This is a genomic window from Variovorax paradoxus (assembly GCF_030811855.1).
Classification (GTDB): domain Bacteria; phylum Pseudomonadota; class Gammaproteobacteria; order Burkholderiales; family Burkholderiaceae_C; genus Variovorax; species Variovorax paradoxus_L.
On sequence record NZ_JAUSRN010000013.1, the window covers coordinates 31,905 to 48,602 of the forward strand.

Annotated in this window: 20 protein-coding genes; 13 read left to right on the top strand and 7 right to left on the bottom strand. The window is 65.8% G+C overall.

The genetic code is table 11. The annotated features are described in order from the left end of the window. Positions 1-38: 38 nt before the first annotated feature. Both J2X92_RS22030 and purM read right to left on the bottom strand, forming a co-directional pair. Positions 39-1,103, bottom strand: coding sequence for an AI-2E family transporter (locus J2X92_RS22030; RefSeq protein WP_307578727.1), 1,065 nt, complete (start codon positions 1,101-1,103; stop codon positions 39-41). A 41-nt stretch (positions 1,104-1,144) separates the two neighbouring features. Continuing rightward, positions 1,145-2,185, bottom strand: a complete 1,041-nt coding sequence (gene purM, locus J2X92_RS22035; protein WP_307578728.1) for a phosphoribosylformylglycinamidine cyclo-ligase — start codon at positions 2,183-2,185, stop codon at positions 1,145-1,147. 132 nt (positions 2,186-2,317) lie between these two features. Between purM and hda the strand changes: the two genes are divergently transcribed. The 5 genes from hda to J2X92_RS22060 all read left to right on the top strand — a co-directional run bounded on the left by hda (position 2,318) and on the right by J2X92_RS22060 (position 7,093). Next, the gene (hda, locus tag J2X92_RS22040; RefSeq protein ID WP_307578730.1) at positions 2,318-3,004 is read left to right on the top strand and encodes a DnaA regulatory inactivator Hda; all 687 of its coding nucleotides are present in this window, start codon (positions 2,318-2,320) and stop codon (positions 3,002-3,004) included. Positions 3,005-3,022: 18 nt separating this feature from the next. Beyond that, entirely contained in the window at positions 3,023-4,660 is a 1,638-nt protein-coding gene (pcnB, locus tag J2X92_RS22045; protein WP_307578733.1) for a polynucleotide adenylyltransferase PcnB, read from the top strand. Beyond that, complete coding sequence (gene folK, locus J2X92_RS22050; protein WP_307578735.1) at positions 4,657-5,307, top strand: 2-amino-4-hydroxy-6-hydroxymethyldihydropteridine diphosphokinase; 651 nt, start codon at positions 4,657-4,659, stop codon at positions 5,305-5,307. Before pcnB ends, folK begins: the two co-directional genes overlap by 4 nt. A 117-nt stretch (positions 5,308-5,424) precedes the next feature. Continuing rightward, positions 5,425-6,069 (top strand): DUF47 domain-containing protein, encoded by a 645-nt coding sequence (locus J2X92_RS22055; protein WP_021006205.1) that lies wholly within the window; start codon positions 5,425-5,427, stop codon positions 6,067-6,069. Positions 6,070-6,082: 13 nt separating this feature from the next. Beyond that, complete coding sequence (locus tag J2X92_RS22060; protein WP_307578738.1) at positions 6,083-7,093, top strand: inorganic phosphate transporter; 1,011 nt, start codon at positions 6,083-6,085, stop codon at positions 7,091-7,093. Between the two features lie 31 nt (positions 7,094-7,124). On the opposite strand, the gene J2X92_RS22065 is transcribed toward J2X92_RS22060, so the two are convergent. Both J2X92_RS22065 and J2X92_RS22070 read right to left on the bottom strand, forming a co-directional pair. Further along, the gene (locus J2X92_RS22065) at positions 7,125-7,571 is read right to left on the bottom strand and encodes an NINE protein (RefSeq protein WP_307578740.1); all 447 of its coding nucleotides are present in this window, start codon (positions 7,569-7,571) and stop codon (positions 7,125-7,127) included. Beyond that, positions 7,568-8,092 carry a GNAT family N-acetyltransferase gene (locus J2X92_RS22070; RefSeq protein WP_307578742.1) on the bottom strand — a complete coding sequence of 175 codons (525 nt, stop codon included), beginning with the start codon at positions 8,090-8,092 and terminating at the stop codon, positions 7,568-7,570. The genes J2X92_RS22065 and J2X92_RS22070 overlap by 4 nt, the downstream gene beginning before the upstream one ends. Positions 8,093-8,275: 183 nt before the next feature. Between J2X92_RS22070 and rpsP the strand changes: the two genes are divergently transcribed. The 7 genes from rpsP to hisC all read left to right on the top strand — a co-directional run bounded on the left by rpsP (position 8,276) and on the right by hisC (position 13,412). Continuing rightward, on the top strand, positions 8,276-8,539 hold the full coding sequence (gene rpsP / locus J2X92_RS22075) for a 30S ribosomal protein S16 (protein ID WP_028259818.1): 264 nt from the start codon (positions 8,276-8,278) through the stop codon (positions 8,537-8,539). Between the two features lie 16 nt (positions 8,540-8,555). Then, positions 8,556-9,110 (top strand): ribosome maturation factor RimM, encoded by a 555-nt coding sequence (gene rimM / locus J2X92_RS22080; protein ID WP_307578745.1) that lies wholly within the window; start codon positions 8,556-8,558, stop codon positions 9,108-9,110. Positions 9,111-9,125: 15 nt separating this feature from the next. After that, positions 9,126-9,872, top strand: a complete 747-nt coding sequence (trmD, locus tag J2X92_RS22085; protein WP_307578747.1) for a tRNA (guanosine(37)-N1)-methyltransferase TrmD — start codon at positions 9,126-9,128, stop codon at positions 9,870-9,872. Positions 9,873-10,005: 133 nt separating this feature from the next. Beyond that, entirely contained in the window at positions 10,006-10,380 is a 375-nt protein-coding gene (gene rplS, locus J2X92_RS22090) for a 50S ribosomal protein L19 (protein WP_028259815.1), read from the top strand. Positions 10,381-10,533: 153 nt separating this feature from the next. Continuing rightward, positions 10,534-11,253 (top strand): CoA pyrophosphatase, encoded by a 720-nt coding sequence (locus J2X92_RS22095; protein WP_307578749.1) that lies wholly within the window; start codon positions 10,534-10,536, stop codon positions 11,251-11,253. A gap of 48 nt (positions 11,254-11,301) precedes the next feature. Next, positions 11,302-12,303 (top strand): CobD/CbiB family protein, encoded by a 1,002-nt coding sequence (locus tag J2X92_RS22100; RefSeq protein ID WP_307578750.1) that lies wholly within the window; start codon positions 11,302-11,304, stop codon positions 12,301-12,303. Positions 12,304-12,323: 20 nt separating this feature from the next. After that, on the top strand, positions 12,324-13,412 hold the full coding sequence (gene hisC, locus J2X92_RS22105; protein ID WP_307578752.1) for a histidinol-phosphate transaminase: 1,089 nt from the start codon (positions 12,324-12,326) through the stop codon (positions 13,410-13,412). A 9-nt stretch (positions 13,413-13,421) separates the two neighbouring features. On the opposite strand, the gene rsgA is transcribed toward hisC, so the two are convergent. Genes rsgA through J2X92_RS22120 form a run of 3 tightly spaced genes read right to left on the bottom strand, consistent with a single transcriptional unit; the run spans position 13,422 to position 16,031 of the window. Continuing rightward, the gene (rsgA, locus tag J2X92_RS22110) at positions 13,422-14,375 is read right to left on the bottom strand and encodes a ribosome small subunit-dependent GTPase A (protein WP_307578754.1); all 954 of its coding nucleotides are present in this window, start codon (positions 14,373-14,375) and stop codon (positions 13,422-13,424) included. Between the two features lie 12 nt (positions 14,376-14,387). Further along, positions 14,388-14,738 carry a 4a-hydroxytetrahydrobiopterin dehydratase gene (locus J2X92_RS22115; RefSeq protein WP_307578756.1) on the bottom strand — a complete coding sequence of 117 codons (351 nt, stop codon included), beginning with the start codon at positions 14,736-14,738 and terminating at the stop codon, positions 14,388-14,390. A gap of 27 nt (positions 14,739-14,765) precedes the next feature. Beyond that, positions 14,766-16,031 (bottom strand): M48 family metallopeptidase, encoded by a 1,266-nt coding sequence (locus J2X92_RS22120; protein ID WP_307578758.1) that lies wholly within the window; start codon positions 16,029-16,031, stop codon positions 14,766-14,768. A gap of 58 nt (positions 16,032-16,089) precedes the next feature. Between J2X92_RS22120 and orn the strand changes: the two genes are divergently transcribed. Next, positions 16,090-16,686, top strand: coding sequence for an oligoribonuclease (gene orn, locus J2X92_RS22125; RefSeq protein WP_307578760.1), 597 nt, complete (start codon positions 16,090-16,092; stop codon positions 16,684-16,686). Positions 16,687-16,698: the final 12 nt, after the last annotated feature.

Below are 16,698 nucleotides of genomic sequence, written 5' to 3' on the forward strand. Positions count from 1 at the left end.
CAAAGCAGACCAGAACCGATCAGATCAGGACATAAGCCCTACACGAGCTCGGCGGCCTGCAGCTCTTTCTTGAGGTACGCGTAGAAAAGCGGCGCCGCCACCAGGCCAGCCGGGCCAAACACCGCTTCGGCCACGAACATGACCGCCAGCAGTTCCCACACCCGCATCTGCGTGCGGCTGCCGACCACCTTGGCGTTGATCACGTACTCGGCCTTGTGGATGAGGATCAGGAAAACGAGGCAGGCGAGCGCCGTGATCGGCGAGACTGATAGCGCCACCAGCGTGATGACCGAATTGCAGACCAGGTTGCCCACGATCGGCACCAGGCCCGCCACGAATGTCAGCGTGATCAGGGCCGGCGTATAGGGCAGGTGGGGGCCCCAGAGCGGCATCAGGAACAGCAGGAAGATGGCGGTCAGCAGGGTGTTGAAGGCCGCGATCCAGAACTGCGCGGCAACGATCTGGCGAAAGGCCTCGCCGAAGATGGTGATGCGCCGGTACAGCTGCGCAGCCAGTGGCCGGTGCCGCAATGGCGGCGGCGCAATGGCGGCCAGCCCGCCCACGATGAGTCCGACGTAGGCGAACAGCAGCCCGCCCAGCCATGCCCGGCCTGCCAGGGCCAGCGAACCGGCCTGCGCCCGCAGGTAGTTGGCCACCACGCGCTGCACTTCGGCCGCGCCTTCGGGCAGGTAGACCGCAATTTCAGGGGGCAGCTTTAGCCGCAGCTCGAGCACCGTGCGCGCCGTGTAGTCGAGCAGGTCGCGGTACTGGTCGGGCGCATCGAGGATGTACTCCCGCGCCTCCGACAGGCCGAGAGAAATCAGCGCAATGGGAGCGAGCAGCATCAGCGTGACCGCCAGGAACCGGGCCAGCACGCCCGCACGCAGCGGCGGCAGCCTCAGCCGCGCCAGGCCATTGCCGATCAGACGTGCAAACCAGCGCGTGGCCAGAAAACCGATGCACACACACAAAAGGCCGGGCAGCAGGTGTTCCCACATCACCAGCAGCAGGGCGGCCGGCATCAGCAGGTAGCTGGCCAGCACCACGTTGCGGGAAGCTGGCTTGGGCTTGGTGTCGATGGTGACGAGGGTGGGTTTGGCCATCAGGGTCCGGGTGCTGCGCGCGCGAGCCTCGGAGTGAAAGATCAGCCGACGATCACGGCGGCGCCCGCGCCGCGCTCGGCAATGGTGCCGATCACGAACACCGACTCGCCGGCCGCGCGCAGCGTGGCGGCGCACGCGTCGGCTTCGGCCGCGTCGATCACCACCACCATGCCGATGCCGTTGTTGAAGGTGCGGTTCATCTCGATGTCGTCGATGCCCGCCACCTTCTGCAGCCAGGCGAAGAGCTCGGTTTGCGGCCAGCTGCCCTTCTTGAGATGGGCCGCCGTGCCTTCGGGCAGCACGCGCGGAATGTTTTCGAGCAGGCCGCCACCCGTGATGTGGGCCAGTGCCTTGATCGGGTGCTTGGCCAGCGCTTCGAGCACCGGCTTCACGTAGAGGTGGGTGGGTTCCATCACGGCTTCGCGGAAAGGCTTGCCGTCGAGCGTGGCGGGCAGATCGGCACCCGCGCGCTCGATCACCTTGCGAACCAGGCTGAAGCCGTTGGAGTGCACGCCGGCCGAGGCCAAACCCAGCACCACGTCGCCGGGCTTGACGTTCTGGCCCGTGAGGATCTTCGACTTTTCGACCGCACCGACCGCGAAGCCCGCCAGGTCGTACTCGCCGGCCGGGTACATGCCGGGCATTTCAGCGGTTTCGCCGCCGATCAGCGCGCAGCCTGAAATCTCGCAGCCGCGGGCGATGCCGCCGATCACGGCCGCGGCCGTGTCCACGTCGAGCTTGCCGCAGGCGAAGTAGTCGAGAAAGAAGAGCGGCTCGGCACCCTGCACCAGCACGTCGTTGACGCTCATGGCCACCAGGTCGATGCCGACCGTGTCGTGCATGTTCCATTCGAAAGCCAGCTTGAGCTTGGTGCCCACGCCGTCGGTGCCGCTCACCAGCACCGGCTCTTTGTAGCGCTTGGGCACCTCGAACAGCGCGCCAAAACCGCCGATGCCGGCCAGCACGCCTTCGCGAAGGGTCTTCTTGGCGAGGGGCTTGATGCGGTCGACCAGGGCGTCGCCGGCATCGATATCGACACCGGCATCCTTGTAGCTGAGCGGGGTGGGCGTAGGGGAAGTCATGGTCGGACGGTGTCGAGAAAGGGGCGGGAAGGAGACGAAGAGGTAGGGGCGCCGGTCACCGAAGCGGCCGGGCCGATAGAATTCCTCACGATTTTAAGGGCCCTCCGGGCCCCCTCCATGAACCTTCCCGGGATGAAACAGCTCGCGCTCGATATCGGCATTGCGACGGGCCCCAGCTTCGACGCTTTTTTTGCCGGCCCCAACGAGGCGGCGCTGCGGCACCTGCAACTGTGGGTGGGCGGCGCCGGCCAATCGGTGCCGCACTCTCCAGTGCCCACCTATCTGTGGGGCGAAAGCGGCAGTGGCAAGACCCATCTGCTCGAATCGGTGCGTGTCGCACTGCGCGAGCAGGGCGCGAGCGTGGGCTGGCTGCACGCCGGCCTGCTGGAGCCGCCCGAGTTCGACGAGCGCTGGGGCGCCGTTCTGCTCGACGACGTGCACCTGTACACCGCGGTGCAGCAGCACGCGGCCTTCAACTGGTTCGTCAACGCGCAGAGTCTGCAGCGCGGCGTGGTGGCCGCGGGCGCCCTGCCGCCGGCGGACCTGCCGCTGCGCGAAGACCTTCGCACCCGGCTGGGCTGGGGCCACGTGTTCCACCTGCAGGTGCTGAGCGAAAGCGAACGCCGCGCGGTGCTGCGGCAGGCGGCCGACGCGCGCGGCGTCATGCTGTCGGACGACGTGCTCGACTTCATGCTGCACCGCTTCAGCCGCGACCTGGGCAGCCTCATGGAGCTGCTCACGCAGCTCGACGGCTATGCCCTGCAGACACAGCGCGCGATCACGATCCCGCTGATCCGATCCATGCTCGAAAACGAATAAGAAGAGCTTCAACCAACAATGATCAAGAAATTCATCGACAAGCTGCTCGGCAAATCGGCCGGCGGCGCACAGGGCAAGAGCCGTTTCGGCAAGCGCCAGGAGGTGCCTGCAGAGGTTCACAAGATCGATCCCGCCCTGGTCGACGAACGCGCGAAGAACGTCGTCACCACGCTCCAGCAGGCTGGCTACGAGGCCTACGTGGTGGGCGGCGCAGTGCGCGACCTGCTGCTGGGACTGCGTCCGAAGGACTTCGATGTGGCCACCAACGCCACGCCCGAACAGGTGAAATCGCTCTTCAGGCGCGCGTTCATCATCGGGCGGCGCTTTCGCATCGTGCACGTGGTGTACGGGCGCGGCCGCGAGCACGAGGTGATCGAGGTCTCGACCTTCCGCGCCTACATGGACAACGCGGCAGCCGAGCAGGTGAAGGGCAACGAGCGCACCAGCAAGGGCGAGCTCGCGGGCATGACGCACGCGGTCGATTCGAGCGGCCGGGTGCTGCGCGACAACGTCTGGGGCCCGCAGGACGAAGACGCTGCGCGCCGCGACTTCACCGTGAACGCCATGTATTACGACCCGGCCAACCAGATCGTGGTCGACTATCACAACGGCATCAAGGACGCGCAAAAGCTCACGCTGCGCATGATCGGCGACCCGGCCACGCGCTACCGCGAAGATCCGGTGCGCATCATTCGCGCCATTCGCTTCTCGGCCAAGCTCGCGGCCCTCGGTTTCAAGATGGAAACCAAGACCGCCGCACCGCTGGTCGAATCGAGCAAGCTGCTGGCCGACGTGCCGCAGAGTCGCCTGTTCGACGAGATGCTCAAGCTGCTGCAGACCGGCCATGCCATTGCCACGGTCGAGCAGCTGCGCAAGCTGGGTCTGGTCACGGGCATCTATCCGCTGCTCGACGTGGTGGTGGAGCGCGCCGATTCGCAATTCGTGAAGGCCGCCCTGCAGGACACCGATCGCCGCGTGGGCGAAGGCAAGCCCGTGGCGCCCAGCTTCCTCCTGGCCTGCGTGCTCTGGGCCGACGTGCGCGACGGTTGGGCCCAGCGCATCGAAGGCCGGCACGGCCAGCGTCCGCAGCCACCATTCCCGGCGCTGCAAGACGCGATCGACGACGTGTTCAACGCCCGCATTGGCGACGTATCGGGCCGCGGCAAGCTGGCCGCCGACATGCGCGAGATCTGGATGATGCAGCCGCGCTTCGACAAGCGCACGGGCTCCACGCCCTACAGCCTGGTCGAGCAAGCGCGCTTCCGCGCGGCCTTCGACTTCATGCGCCTTCGCGCTGACGTGGGTGAGGTCAGCGAGGCCATTGCCGAGTGGTGGCAGGAGTTCAGTACCTCCGACGACGTCCGCCGGCAAGACTTGCTGGAGCAGGTGCGCGACGAGCAGAAGACCCGCCAGCGCGTGCGCACGCGCGATCCAGTCCCCTCCAAGCCCCGCAGCGAGCCGGCTGCCCGCCAGCAACAGGACAGCCAGGAGCCGGCGCAGCCGGACGATGAGTTGGAAACCGAAACCGCCGGCGCGTCGGCCGACGGTGATGCCGCGGCGCCGCGCAAACGCCGGCGGCGTCGGAAGCCCCGCACCGGTGGTGCCGCAGGCGGTGGCGGTGCAGGCGAGGGCGGCGGGAGCGCCGCAGGCGAATGAGCGCGCCCAACCGGCCCAAGGACGGCAAGAGTGGAACAACCGGCGGCAAGCGCACGCCCGCGCCGCGTGGCAGCGCCGCCAAGCCGAAGAGCGGCACCGCGCCGGCACGCCGCGCGCCCAGCCGGCCTTCAGGCAAGGTCGCGCCAGGCAGCCCCGCCGCGCGCCGCACGCGCGAGGACTACCCGACCGTGCAGGCCTTCGTCGCCATTGGCGCCAACCTGGGCGACGCACAGGCGGCGGTGAAAGCGGCCATGGATGCCATCGGCACCATCGAGCGCACCGTGGTCACGGCGCGATCGTCGCTCTACCGCAGCGCACCCGTCGATGCAACCGGGCCCGATTTCATCAATGCCGTGGTGGCCGTGCGGACCGGGCTCACGGCCGAGGCTTTTCTGGCCGAGCTGCATCTGCTCGAGGAGCAGGCCGGCCGCGAGCGGCCGTTTCCCAATGCGCCGCGCACGCTCGACCTCGACCTGCTGATGCACGGCAATGCGATCAAGGACACCCCCGCGCTGAGCTTGCCGCATCCTCGCATGCGCGATCGCGCCTTCGTGCTCAAGCCGCTGGCAGAGATCGCCCCGGACAAGGTGCCGCGCGCGGCGCTCGCCCGCGTCTCGTCGCAGGTCATCGAGCGAATCCGCGACTGACCCGGCCGGAGTCCGGAACCCTGCCGGACCGGCCGACTTTGCGCCGCCCATTACACTTGCGCGGTTTTTCATGACGTTGTCACGCATTTGTGGCAGCCGCGAACCCAGGAGAGCGCCATGTTTGGCAAGCTGCTGCCCCGCGAGGGGAATTTTTTCGAGATGTTCAACCAGCACGCCGAGCGCATCGTCGAAGCGGCGCGGGCGTTCGAGCAACTCGTGGCCAATTACAACGACGTGCATCTGCGGGAGCAATACAACCGCGACGTCGACAATGCCGAACGTGCGGCCGACCGTGTCACGCACGACGTCAACAGGCTGATCCACAAGACCTTCATCACGCCCATCGACCGCGAGCAGATCCACAAGCTCATCAACACGATGGACGACGTGGCCGACCTGATCCAGGACTCGGCCGAGACCATGGCGCTGTACGACGTGCGCCACATGACCGACGAGATCGTGCGCCTCACGGCCCTGAGCGTGAAGTGCTGCGACCGCCTGAAGGACGCCGTCAAGTTCCTGGGCAAGATCGCCGATCCGGCGGTGGCCGAGGCCACGCTCAAGACCTGCGAGGAGATCGACCGCCTCGAGTCGGACGCCGACCGCGTGATGCGCAGCGCCATGAGCAAGCTGTTCCGCGAGGAGCCCGATGTGCGCGAGGTGATCAAGCTCAAGGCGATCTATGAATTGCTCGAGACGATCACCGACAAATGCGAGGACGTGGCCAATGTGATCGAGGGCATCGTCCTCGAGAATTCCTGATCGGTAGCACTCGATGGCAACGGTTCAGGTCGCCCTTTGGGTGGTGATGGTGCTGGTCGCGCTCGCGATCCTGTTCGACTTCATGAATGGCTTCCACGATGCGGCGAACTCGATCGCCACTGTGGTGTCGACCGGCGTGCTCAAACCGGGACACGCCGTGCTGTTCGCGGCCTTCTTCAACCTGGTCGCCATCTTCATCTTCCACTTGAGCGTGGCGGCCACGGTCGGCAAGGGCATTGCCCAGCCCGGTGTGGTCGATGTGCACGTGGTCTTTGGCGCTCTCGTGGGCGCCATCAGCTGGAACCTCGTGACCTGGTACTACGGCATCCCGAGCAGCTCGTCGCATGCGCTGATCGGCGGCATCGTCGGCGCCGTGATCGCGAAGACCGGCACCGGCGGCCTGGTGGCCACTGGCATCTGGAAGACCGTGGCCTTCATCTTCGTTTCGCCATTCCTCGGATTCGTGCTCGGCTCGATGATGATGGTGGTGGTGGCCTGGGGTTTCCGCCGCGCCACGCCGTCACGCGTCGACCGCTGGTTCCGGCGGCTGCAACTGGTTTCGGCTGGGGCCTACAGTCTGGGCCACGGCGGCAATGATGCGCAGAAGACCATCGGCATCATCTGGATGCTGCTGATCGCCACCGGCTATGCCTCGGCCACCGATGCGAGCCCGCCGACCTGGACCATCGTGAGCTGCTATGCCGCAATTGCGCTGGGCACCATGTTCGGCGGCTGGCGCATCGTGAAGACCATGGGCCAGAAGATCACCAAGCTCAAGCCGGTGGGCGGCTTCTGCGCGGAGACCGGCGGCGCGCTCACGCTGTTCCTGGCCACCGCGCTGGGCATTCCGGTATCGACCACCCACACCATCACCGGCGCCATCGTCGGCGTCGGCTCCGCGCAGCGCGCGAGCGCGGTGCGCTGGGGCGTGGCGGGCAACATCGTCTGGGCCTGGATCTTCACGATTCCGGCGTCCGCCTTCGTGGCCGCCATCGCCTACTGGGTCAGCTTGCAGATTTTCTGACGCGTGCAGCCGCCGCCGGCGGCGCGCACGGCTACTGGGAAATCTTTCGGCCTTCCTCGACCTGGTGTTCGAAGTAGCGCTGGAAGCTGAACACGATGCTGGCCATCAGCACCGTGGTGCCGAAGAGGAGCGCAAGCACCACGGCGCCAATCGTGGCCCAGTTGGTGCGGCCGGGCTCGGCGTCCGATGCGGCACCCGCGTTGAAGCGTGCGTTCCACTTCTCGGGTGTCATGAGGCCGTAGATGATGGCCATCAGCGCGCATCCGGCAATGGTGAAGCCCAGGAGCGGGATCAGCACCCAGCTCCAGCCGTCGTCCAGGCCGTACATGCGTGCGCGCTCAATGCCATAGAGGCCCAGTGCCGTGGGAATGGGCAGCAGCCAGCCGAGCCAGTCGCCCATGCCGCGAAGGTAGAAGCGATGCAGGCCCAAGGGGCCGCCCAGGAAAGAGAGCCAGGCGGCAATGGTCTTGTTTTTCATTCGGGTTTGGTGGTGCTGCCTTCGCCGAGCACCTTTTCCATCAGAACCACGTCGCGCCATTCGCCGAACTTCCAGCCGCAGTCCTTGAGCACGCCCACGTGCGTGAAGCCCTGGCTGCGATGAACGCCCACAGAGCCCGCGTTGGCCGAGTCGCCGATCACTGCGATGAGCTTGCGCACGCCCACCGCCTCTGCGGCCTCTGAGAGGGCCGCCAGCAACTTGCTGCCCAGGCCCCGTCCGCGTGCGGCTTCGGAAATATAGATCGAGTCTTCGGCCGAAAAGCGATAGGCCGGGCGTGGCTTGAACCAGTTGCAGTAGGCAAAACCCAACACTTCGCCGTTTTCTTCGGCAACGAGGTAGGGCAGGTTCTTGCCGAGCACGTCGGCGCGCCGCGCAATCATGTCGGCTGTCGAGGGAGGCTCGGTCTCGAAGGTGCCGGTGCCGTTCAGCACGTGGTGGGCGTAAATGGCCGTGATGGCTGCGACGTCTTCGTCGCGGCTGGGGCGGATGGTGAGGGTCATGCGGGTGGAAATCGAAGCGCGCCAAGCGCTGAAATTGGAGAAAACGCGGGTCGGGCTATAATCGCAGGCTTTTCAGCGTGTCGCTGGCCGGGTGGCCATGTCGCGTGTCTCGACGTTGAAAGAACACTGTGAGCGGGCCTTCTGTTTAGAAAACGGGCTTGCTGCACCACCCAAGGATAAATCATGGTCGTCATTCGACTCTCCCGCGGCGGCTCCAAAGGCCGTCCGTTCTTCAACATCGTCGTGTCGGACAAGCGCGTTCGCCGCGATGGCCGTTTCATCGAGCGCCTGGGTTTCTACAACCCGATCGCCAAGGAAAACGAAGAAAGCATCCGTATTGCCCAGGACCGCCTGGCGTACTGGAAGAGCGTTGGCGCACAAGCTTCGCCCACGGTCCTGCGCCTGATCAAGCAAGCTGCAGCCGCAGCGCCCAAGGCAGCTGCCTAAGCTGCCCGGCACGCCGATGCTGCCTACACTCGAAGCCGCCGAATTGCCGGTGGATGCGATCGAGGTAGGACGCATCGCCGATGCATGGGGCATCAAGGGCTGGTTCAAGGTCCTGCCCCACAGCGCCCAGCCAGAGGCGCTTTTTTCTTCCAAGCGCTGGTTCCTGCAGGCTCCCGGAGCCTCGGCAACCGCAGCTTTCCGGCTCGCGATCCGCGAAGCCAAAGAACACTCCGACTGCATCGTTGCCTCGTCCGAAGAGGTGCCCGACCGCAATGCCGCCGAGGCACTGCGCGGTGCGCGCGTTTTCGTGCCGCGCTCGAGCTTTCCGACGGCAGGCGACGACGAGTACTACTGGGTCGACCTGATCGGCCTTTCGGTGGTCAACCGCGAAGGCGTGGCGCTCGGCACGGTGCGCGAACTGCTCGCCACCGGACCGCAGACCACGCTGGTGCTCGCGGCCGAAGAAGACGGCAAGGCCATCGAGCGCATGGTGCCGTTCGTCTCGGTCTTCGTCGACAAGGTCGACCTGGCTGGCCGCCTCATCACGGTCGACTGGCAGCCTGAATACTGATTGAGGCTCGCGCGCATGCGCTTCGACGTCCTCACGCTTTTTCCCGAACTGTTCGCGCCTTTCATGGCCAGCGGCGTGACGCGCCGTGCCTACGAGTCCAAGCAGGTCGAGGTCGTGCTGTGGAATCCGCGCGATTTTGCGCAGGGCAACTACAAGCGCGTGGACGACCGGCCCTTCGGTGGCGGTCCCGGCATGGTGATGATGGCGGAGCCGCTCTCAGCCTGCCTCGATGCGGCGCTCGCTGCGCGCGGCTCCCTGGCGCCTGTCGTGCTGTTTTCCCCCATCGGCGAGGCGCTGCGCCACGAAGCGGTCGAGCGCTGGTCCGCCAGTGAGGGCGCGGTGCTGGTTTGCGGCCGCTATGAAGGCATCGACCAACGCTTTATCGACACGCGCGTCACGCACCAGATCAGCCTCGGCGACTTCGTTCTCTCCGGTGGCGAGATCCCGGCCATGGCGCTGCTCGATGCGGTAGCCCGTCTGCAGCCTGGCGTGCTGGGCGACGAAGCCAGCCATGTGCAGGACAGCTTCAATCCGTCGCTCGATGGCCTCTTGGACTGCCCCCATTACACGCGGCCCGAGCAATGGAACGGGCAGGGCGTGCCGGCGCCGCTTCTCTCGGGGCACCACGTGCAGATCGAGCGCTGGCGGCGCGACCAACGGCTGGCCATTACCGCCGCACGGCGTCCCGACCTGATTGACGCCGCGCGCGCTGGCGGCCGCTTGAGCAAGGCCGATGAGGCGGCTTTGAAAAAAAAGCTATAATCTTCGGTTCCCCGATCCTCTGCCCGGCCGCGCCTGGCCTCGTTGCGGATTCTTTTTGCCTTTGGCAGTAAAGAAGCAATGAAACCAAAGGCGCCTTTTGTGTAGCGCGAGCACGATCGAATATCAGGAAATCATGAACCTCATCGAAACCCTCGAGCAGGAAGAAATCGCCCGCCTCGGCAAGAAGATCCCCGATTTCATGCCCGGTGACACGGTCATCGTCAGCGTGAGCGTCGTCGAAGGCACCCGCAAGCGCGTGCAGGCCTACGAAGGCGTCGTGATCGCCAAGCGCAATCGCGGCCTTAACAGCGGCTTCACGGTGCGCAAGATCTCCAGCGGCGAAGGCGTGGAGCGTACGTTCCAGACCTACAGCCCGCTGATCGCCGGCATCGAAATCAAGCGCCGCGGCGATGTCCGCCGCGCCAAGCTGTACTACCTGCGCGACCGCAGCGGCCGTTCGGCACGTATCAAGGAAAAGCTGCCGGGCAAGTCGCAGGCTGCCAAGTAAGCTGCTTGCTCCCGTGCAAAAAGCCGCCGCTCTGGCGGCTTTTTGCGTTGTGTGCCGTGCACGCTTCTTGCGAACCTGCGAAAAGACAGCAGGCCCTTTTTACGCTCTACTCCTTCACTGAAACTCTCTCACTTGACCAATTCCGCCGCCTCCATGTCATTTGCGCCCGATGAACCCGTCAACGCCGTGGTGCCACCCACGCTGTTGGCGATCGACCCGCGCAAAGCACCGGTGGTGGGCGGTCCTGACGGCCTGCCGGCTGTTGCACCCGCGCAGTTGACCACCAAGGCGCTGCGCAGCCGCTTTGCCGCCCCACCGGAGTGGGTGCCCGAATTGCGCCGCGAGCCGCGCATGACCGAGCGCGCGCCGGCACAGGCCGCCGTGCTGGTGCCCATCGTGCAGCGACCGCAGGGCCCCACCGTGCTGCTGACCGAGCGCACCGCGCACCTGTCCACCCACTCGGGCCAGGTGGCGTTTCCGGGCGGCCGTGTCGACCCCGAGGACGCGAACGTCGCGGCGGCCGCTTTGCGCGAAGCCTGGGAGGAAGTGGGCCTGTCCGCCCGGTTCATCGAAGTGCTTGGTAGCCTTCCGACCTACACGACCGTCACTTCGTTCATCGTGACGCCCGTGGTCGCGCTGGTGAAGCCCGACTTCGAGCTCACCATCAATCCCTACGAAGTGGCGCTGGCCTTCGAAGTGCCGCTGGCCTGGCTCATGGACCCGGCCAACCACCGCCGCCACACCGTGCCCGCGCCCGACGGCACGCGGCGCGAGTGGTATTCGATGCCCTACCAGGACGGCGCCGAAGAGCGCTTTGTCTGGGGCGCCACCGCAGGCATGCTGCGCAATCTCTATCGCTTCCTCAGCGCCTGAACTTGGCCCGGACCGGGCCTATGCAAACTCTCTCGCTATCATCGAAGGATGAGCTTCTTTGCCATCCTGTGTGCGTTGCTGATCGAGCAGGTGCGGCCGCTCGCCCCCCACAACCCGGTGTATAGCGGCGTGCTGGCGTGGACGCGCTGGACCAGCCGCAACTTCGATGCCGGCAAGCCGCATCACGGATGGGTTGCGTGGGCCCTTGCGGTGTTCGTGCCCACCTTGCTGACGCTTGGCATCCATTGGCTGCTGGTGCTCACGCTGGGGCTTCCGTTCGCCGTGCTCTGGAGCATTGCGGTGCTCTACGTCACCCTCGGCTTCCGGCAGTTCAGCCACCACTTCACTGATATTCGCGATGCGCTCGACGAAGGCGACGAGCCGCTCGCGCGCTCGCTGCTGGCGCATTGGCAGGGTGTCGATGCGGCCGACCTGCCGCGCAGCGAGATCGTCCGCCACGTGATCGAGCATTCGGTGATCGCGGCGCACCGCCACGTGTTCGGCGTGCTGGCGTGGTTCTCGATCCTGGCCGCCCTGGGTCTGGGGCCGGCCGGTGCGGCGTTCTATCGAATGAGCGAATTCGTCTCGCGCTATTGGACGCACAAGATCGGCGCCGCAATACAGCCTTCGAGTGTCTCGGTGCAGCGGGCCGCGGAACGCGCCTGGCACGCGATCGACTGGCTGCCCGCGCGCATCACCGCGCTGGGCTTCGCGGTCGTCGGAAGCTTCGAAGAGGCCATCGATTGCTGGCGCAACGATGCGCGGCGTTTTCCGAGTGAAAACGATGGCGTGATCCTCGCGGCGACCTCGGGCGCCGTCAACGTGCGCCTGGGCGGCGGTGCGCTGAGCCCGATTCCCGTCACCGACCCATTGCCGCGCGCGCAGGCCGGCGACTCGATGGTCGACGGCGGCCGGACCGACAGCGGCAGCACGCCGGGCCGGGAGCCCGAGCCCGGCCACCTGCGCAGCGTGGTCGGTCTGGTCTGGCGCTCGGTCGTGATGTGGATGGTTCTGCTGGCCTTGCTCACGCTGGCCCGGCTGCTCGGCTGAGAACAAGCAACGCAAACGCCATGACTTCCCCAGTGCCGGCTTTCTGGAGCCCGCGCATCGGCGCGCTCGAACCCTATGTGCCCGGCGAGCAGCCGCGCATTGCCAACCTCGTCAAGCTCAACACCAACGAGAACCCCTATCCGCCGTCGCCGCGCGCCATCGATGCGATCCAGCAAGCGGCTGCGAACGGCCTGGAGCGCTACCCCGACCCGACCTCGCTTGCAGTGCGCGAAGCGGTGGCGCGGCGGCGCAGCCTGCAAGCCGACCAGGTGTTTGCGGGCAACGGTTCCGACGAGGTGCTGGCGCACGCCTTCTTCGCCTTCTTCCAGCAGGCCGAAGCCTTGCTGATGCCCGATGTGAGCTACAGCTTCTATCGCGTCTATGCGCAGCTGTATGGCATTGCATGCGAACTAATGCCGGTCGACGAGGGCCTGCACGTCGATGTCGATGCCATGGCGGCCCGTGCCCGCGGCGGCTGTGCCGGCCTCGTGATCGCCAATCCGAACGCGCCGACGGGCATCGGGCTGCCGCTTGCGCGCATCGAGCAACTGCTTGCAGCGTGCCCCGCGCGTGTGGTGCTGGTCGATGAGGCGTATGTCGATTTCGGCGGCGAGAGCGCGTTGCCGCTCATTGGCAAGTATCCGAACCTGCTGGTGGTGCAGACCTTGTCCAAGTCGCGCTCGCTGGCGGGCTTGCGGGTGGGCTTTGCGTGCGGGCAGGCGCATCTGATCGACGCGCTGGTCCGAGTAAAGGACAGTTTCAATTCCTATCCGCTCGACCGGCTGGCCACGGCAGGTGCGGTCGCGGCTCTCGAGGACGAAGACTGGTTCCGATCCACCCGCGACAAGGTAGTCGATACCCGCGAAGGCCTCAGCCTGCAGCTCGAAGACCTGGGCTTCGAAGTGCTGCCCTCGCAGACCAACTTCATCTTTGCGCGCCATCCGAAGCGCGATGCGGCAGAGCTCGCGGCACTGCTGCGCGAGCGGGCGGTTCTGGTGCGGCATTTCAAGCAGCCGCGCGTTGCGCAATACCTGCGCATCAGCATCGGCACGCGGGAGCAGTGCGGAGCGCTGGTGCGGGCGCTCGAATCGATCCTGGGCGTTCAGTAGCTCAGTGGCTCAATAACGCGACTGGCTCAGTTCGGCAAAGAGCTCGCCGTAGATCCTATAGCGCGACGCGCTGATCGGCCCAGGCCTGGCCGGCGAATCCACGTTCGCGATCACGCCGCATCCAGGCTCGTGCAGATGGGTGCAGTTGTAGAACTTGCAGTCGTTCGCGTGCTCTGCAATGTCGGGCATCAGCTTCGCGAGCTGCATTGGCTGGATGTGGTTGAGCCCGAATTCCTGAAATCCCGGAGAGTCGATCAGGCCGGTGGTGCGTGCCTCGTCGATCCAGTACCAAGTGGTGCTGGTGGTCGTGTGCTTGCCTGAGTTCAGCGCCTGCGAGATCTCTTGCGTCAGCACGGTCGCGCCTGGCACCAGCAGGTTGGTCAGGGTGCTCTTGCCCGAGCCGGAGGGTCCGAGCACGAGAGTCGACTTGCCGGCAAGCAGCTTCATCAGCGACGCGTAGTCCGCTTCGCCCGAAGCCTTCAGCGACAGCGGCAGCACGCCGTGATGCATGCGGCGATAGGGCGCCAGCTTGTTCCATGCGCGTGCGAAGGGCTCGACCAGGTCGCTCTTGTTGAGCGCGATGATCGGCGTGATGCGCTCGGCCTCCGCCGCAATCAATGCACGCGCCAGCTGGTGCTCGGAAAACTCCGGCTCAGCCGCGATCAGGATCAGCACGTGGTCAAGGTTGGCCGCAAATGACTTGGTGCGGATCTCGTCCTGTCGATAGAAGAGATTGCGGCGCGGCAATACCTCTTCGATGGTGCCCTCGTCTTCCGTGGCCTGCCAGCGCACGCGGTCGCCGACCACGGCCTGGCTCTTCTTGCCGCGCGGATGGCAGATCAGCCGTTCGCCGGCGGGTGTTTCGACAAGGCAATGACGCCCATGGCTGGCAACAACGAGGCCGTCGTGAAGTGTCTTCGCAGCAGTGGATGCGGAGGCGGCGGCGCGGCCCGGCTTAGCCACGGGCGTGTTCCCTCATGCGGCGGGGTCCGCAACCAGCGCGTTGGCTTGCCGCGCACAGTCGAAGTCGGTGACCGACAGTCCGCCCACGTCGTGCGTGTTGAAGCGCACCACGCAGCGGTTGTAGTGCACTGACAGATCCGGGTGATGGTCTTGCGTGTGGGCGACGAAAGCCAGCGCATTCACAAACGCGATGGTCTCGAAATAGTTGGCGAAGCTGAAGGTCTTCTCGATGGCAACGTCGCTGCCGTCGCCGCTGAGCTTCCAGCCGTCGAGCTTGGCCAGGCCGGACACGATCTCGGTGGCGCTCAGTGCGTGGCGGGGAGGAATGTTTTTCCAGTCTTTGGGCTTGAACATGCTGCTCATGGTCTCGGCTTCCGGGGCAGGTATTTTTCAGGCCGCCGTCATGCGCGCGAGGCGCTCGGAGGCCGGAGGGTGGGAGTAGTAGAACTTGACGAACACGGGGTCGGGCGTGAGCGTCGATGCGTTGTCCTGATAGAGCTTGAGCAGCGCGGCCGACAGGTCGGCGCCGCTGGTCTGCGCAATGGCATAGGCATCGGCTTCGAATTCATGTTTGCGCGACAGACGGGCGGGCAAGGGCGCGACGAAGAAGCCGAACACCGGAACCGCGAGCATGAAGAGCAGCAGCGCAAGCGCATCGTTTGGCGCCGTTGCGGCCATATTGGGCTGCACGCCCAAGCCGGTGTAGAACCAGGCCTGGGTCGACACCCAGCCCAGCAGCGCGAAGCCCGCCAGGCTCAGCGCGAACATGGCCACGAGCCGCTTCACGATGTGGCGATGCTTGAAATGGCCGAGTTCATGTGCGAGCACGGCTTCCACCTCACTGGCGTTGAGTTGGCGCAGCAGCGTGTCGTAGAACACCACGCGCTTGCTCGCACCAAAGCCCGTGAAGTACGCGTTGGCGTGGGCGCTGCGGGTGCTGCCGTCCATCACGAACAAGCCCTTGGCGGCAAAGCCGCAGCGCTTCATCAAGGCCGTCACCCGGTCCTTGAGGTCGGGGTCGTCGAGCGGCTTGAACTTGTTGAACAGCGGCGCAATGAAGGTGGGATAGATCAGCATCCCCAGCAGGTTGAACCCCATCCACACGGCCCAGGCCCAGAGCCACCACGTGCTGCCCGCGGCGCCCATGAGCCAGAGGATCAGCGCAGCGATTGGCAGCCCGATCGCCGCGCCAAGCAGCGTCGACTTGAGGGTGTCGCCGAGCCAGAGGCGAAGGGTCATCTTGTTGAAGCCGAAACGTTCTTCGAGCTTGAAGGTTTGCCACAGCGTAAAGGGCAGCTCGAGCAGGCCGCCGATGACCGCGAACGTCGCCAGCAGAGCCAACTGCTGCACCATGCCGCCGCCCAGCCAGGCCAGCAACAGCCTGTTGAGTGCGTCCAGGCCGCCCAGCAGCGTCCAGCCGAGCAGCAGCGCCGTGCTCCATGCCATCTCGACCAGGCCGAGGCGCGCCTTGGCAATGGTGTAGTCGGCCGCCTTCTGGTGCGCGGCCAGGCTGATGGTGTGTTCGAAAGCGGCCGGCACGGCGCTCCGGTGCCGCGCCACATGGCGTATCTGCCGCGAGGCGAGCCAGAACTTCACGAGCAGGCCCGCGACCAGCGCAGAGGCGAAGGCAGTGGTGAAGATGAGCGAATAGGACATGAGCGCCGAGTTTAGCCCTCGGGTCCGACCGATGCAGACCTTCGACGACAATCCAGCGATGCCCGAATCCCTTGACCCCACGATCGTCACGACCACGCCCGTCCTGAAGAAAAGCGACCAGAACCTGGTCTGGCTCGACTGCGAAATGAGCGGCCTCGACCCCGAAAAAGAGCGCCTGCTCGAGATTGCCGTGGTCGTCACCGGCCCCGACCTCACGCCCCGCATCGATGGCCCCGTGCTGGTCATCCACCAGAGCGACGCGGTGCTCGACGCCATGGACGCCTGGAACAAGGGCACGCACGGCCGCAGCGGCCTGATCGACAAGGTGAAGGCCTCCACGCTGGACGAAGCGGCGGCCGAGCAGCAGCTGCTGGAATTCATCGCCAAATACATTCCGCGCAGCGGCTCGCCCATGTGCGGCAACACCATCGGCCAGGACCGGCGCTTCCTGGTCAAGTTCATGCCCAAGCTCGAGGCGTACTTCCACTACCGCAACCTCGACGTCAGCACCCTGAAGGAGCTGGCCAAGCGCTGGAAGCCCGCGGCCTACAGCTCCTTCAAGAAGCAGCAGGCGCACACGGCGCTGGCCGACGTGCACGAATCCATCGAAGAGCTCGCGCACTACCGGGAAACCTTTCTAAAACTCACGGATTAGGTAAAAACCCCG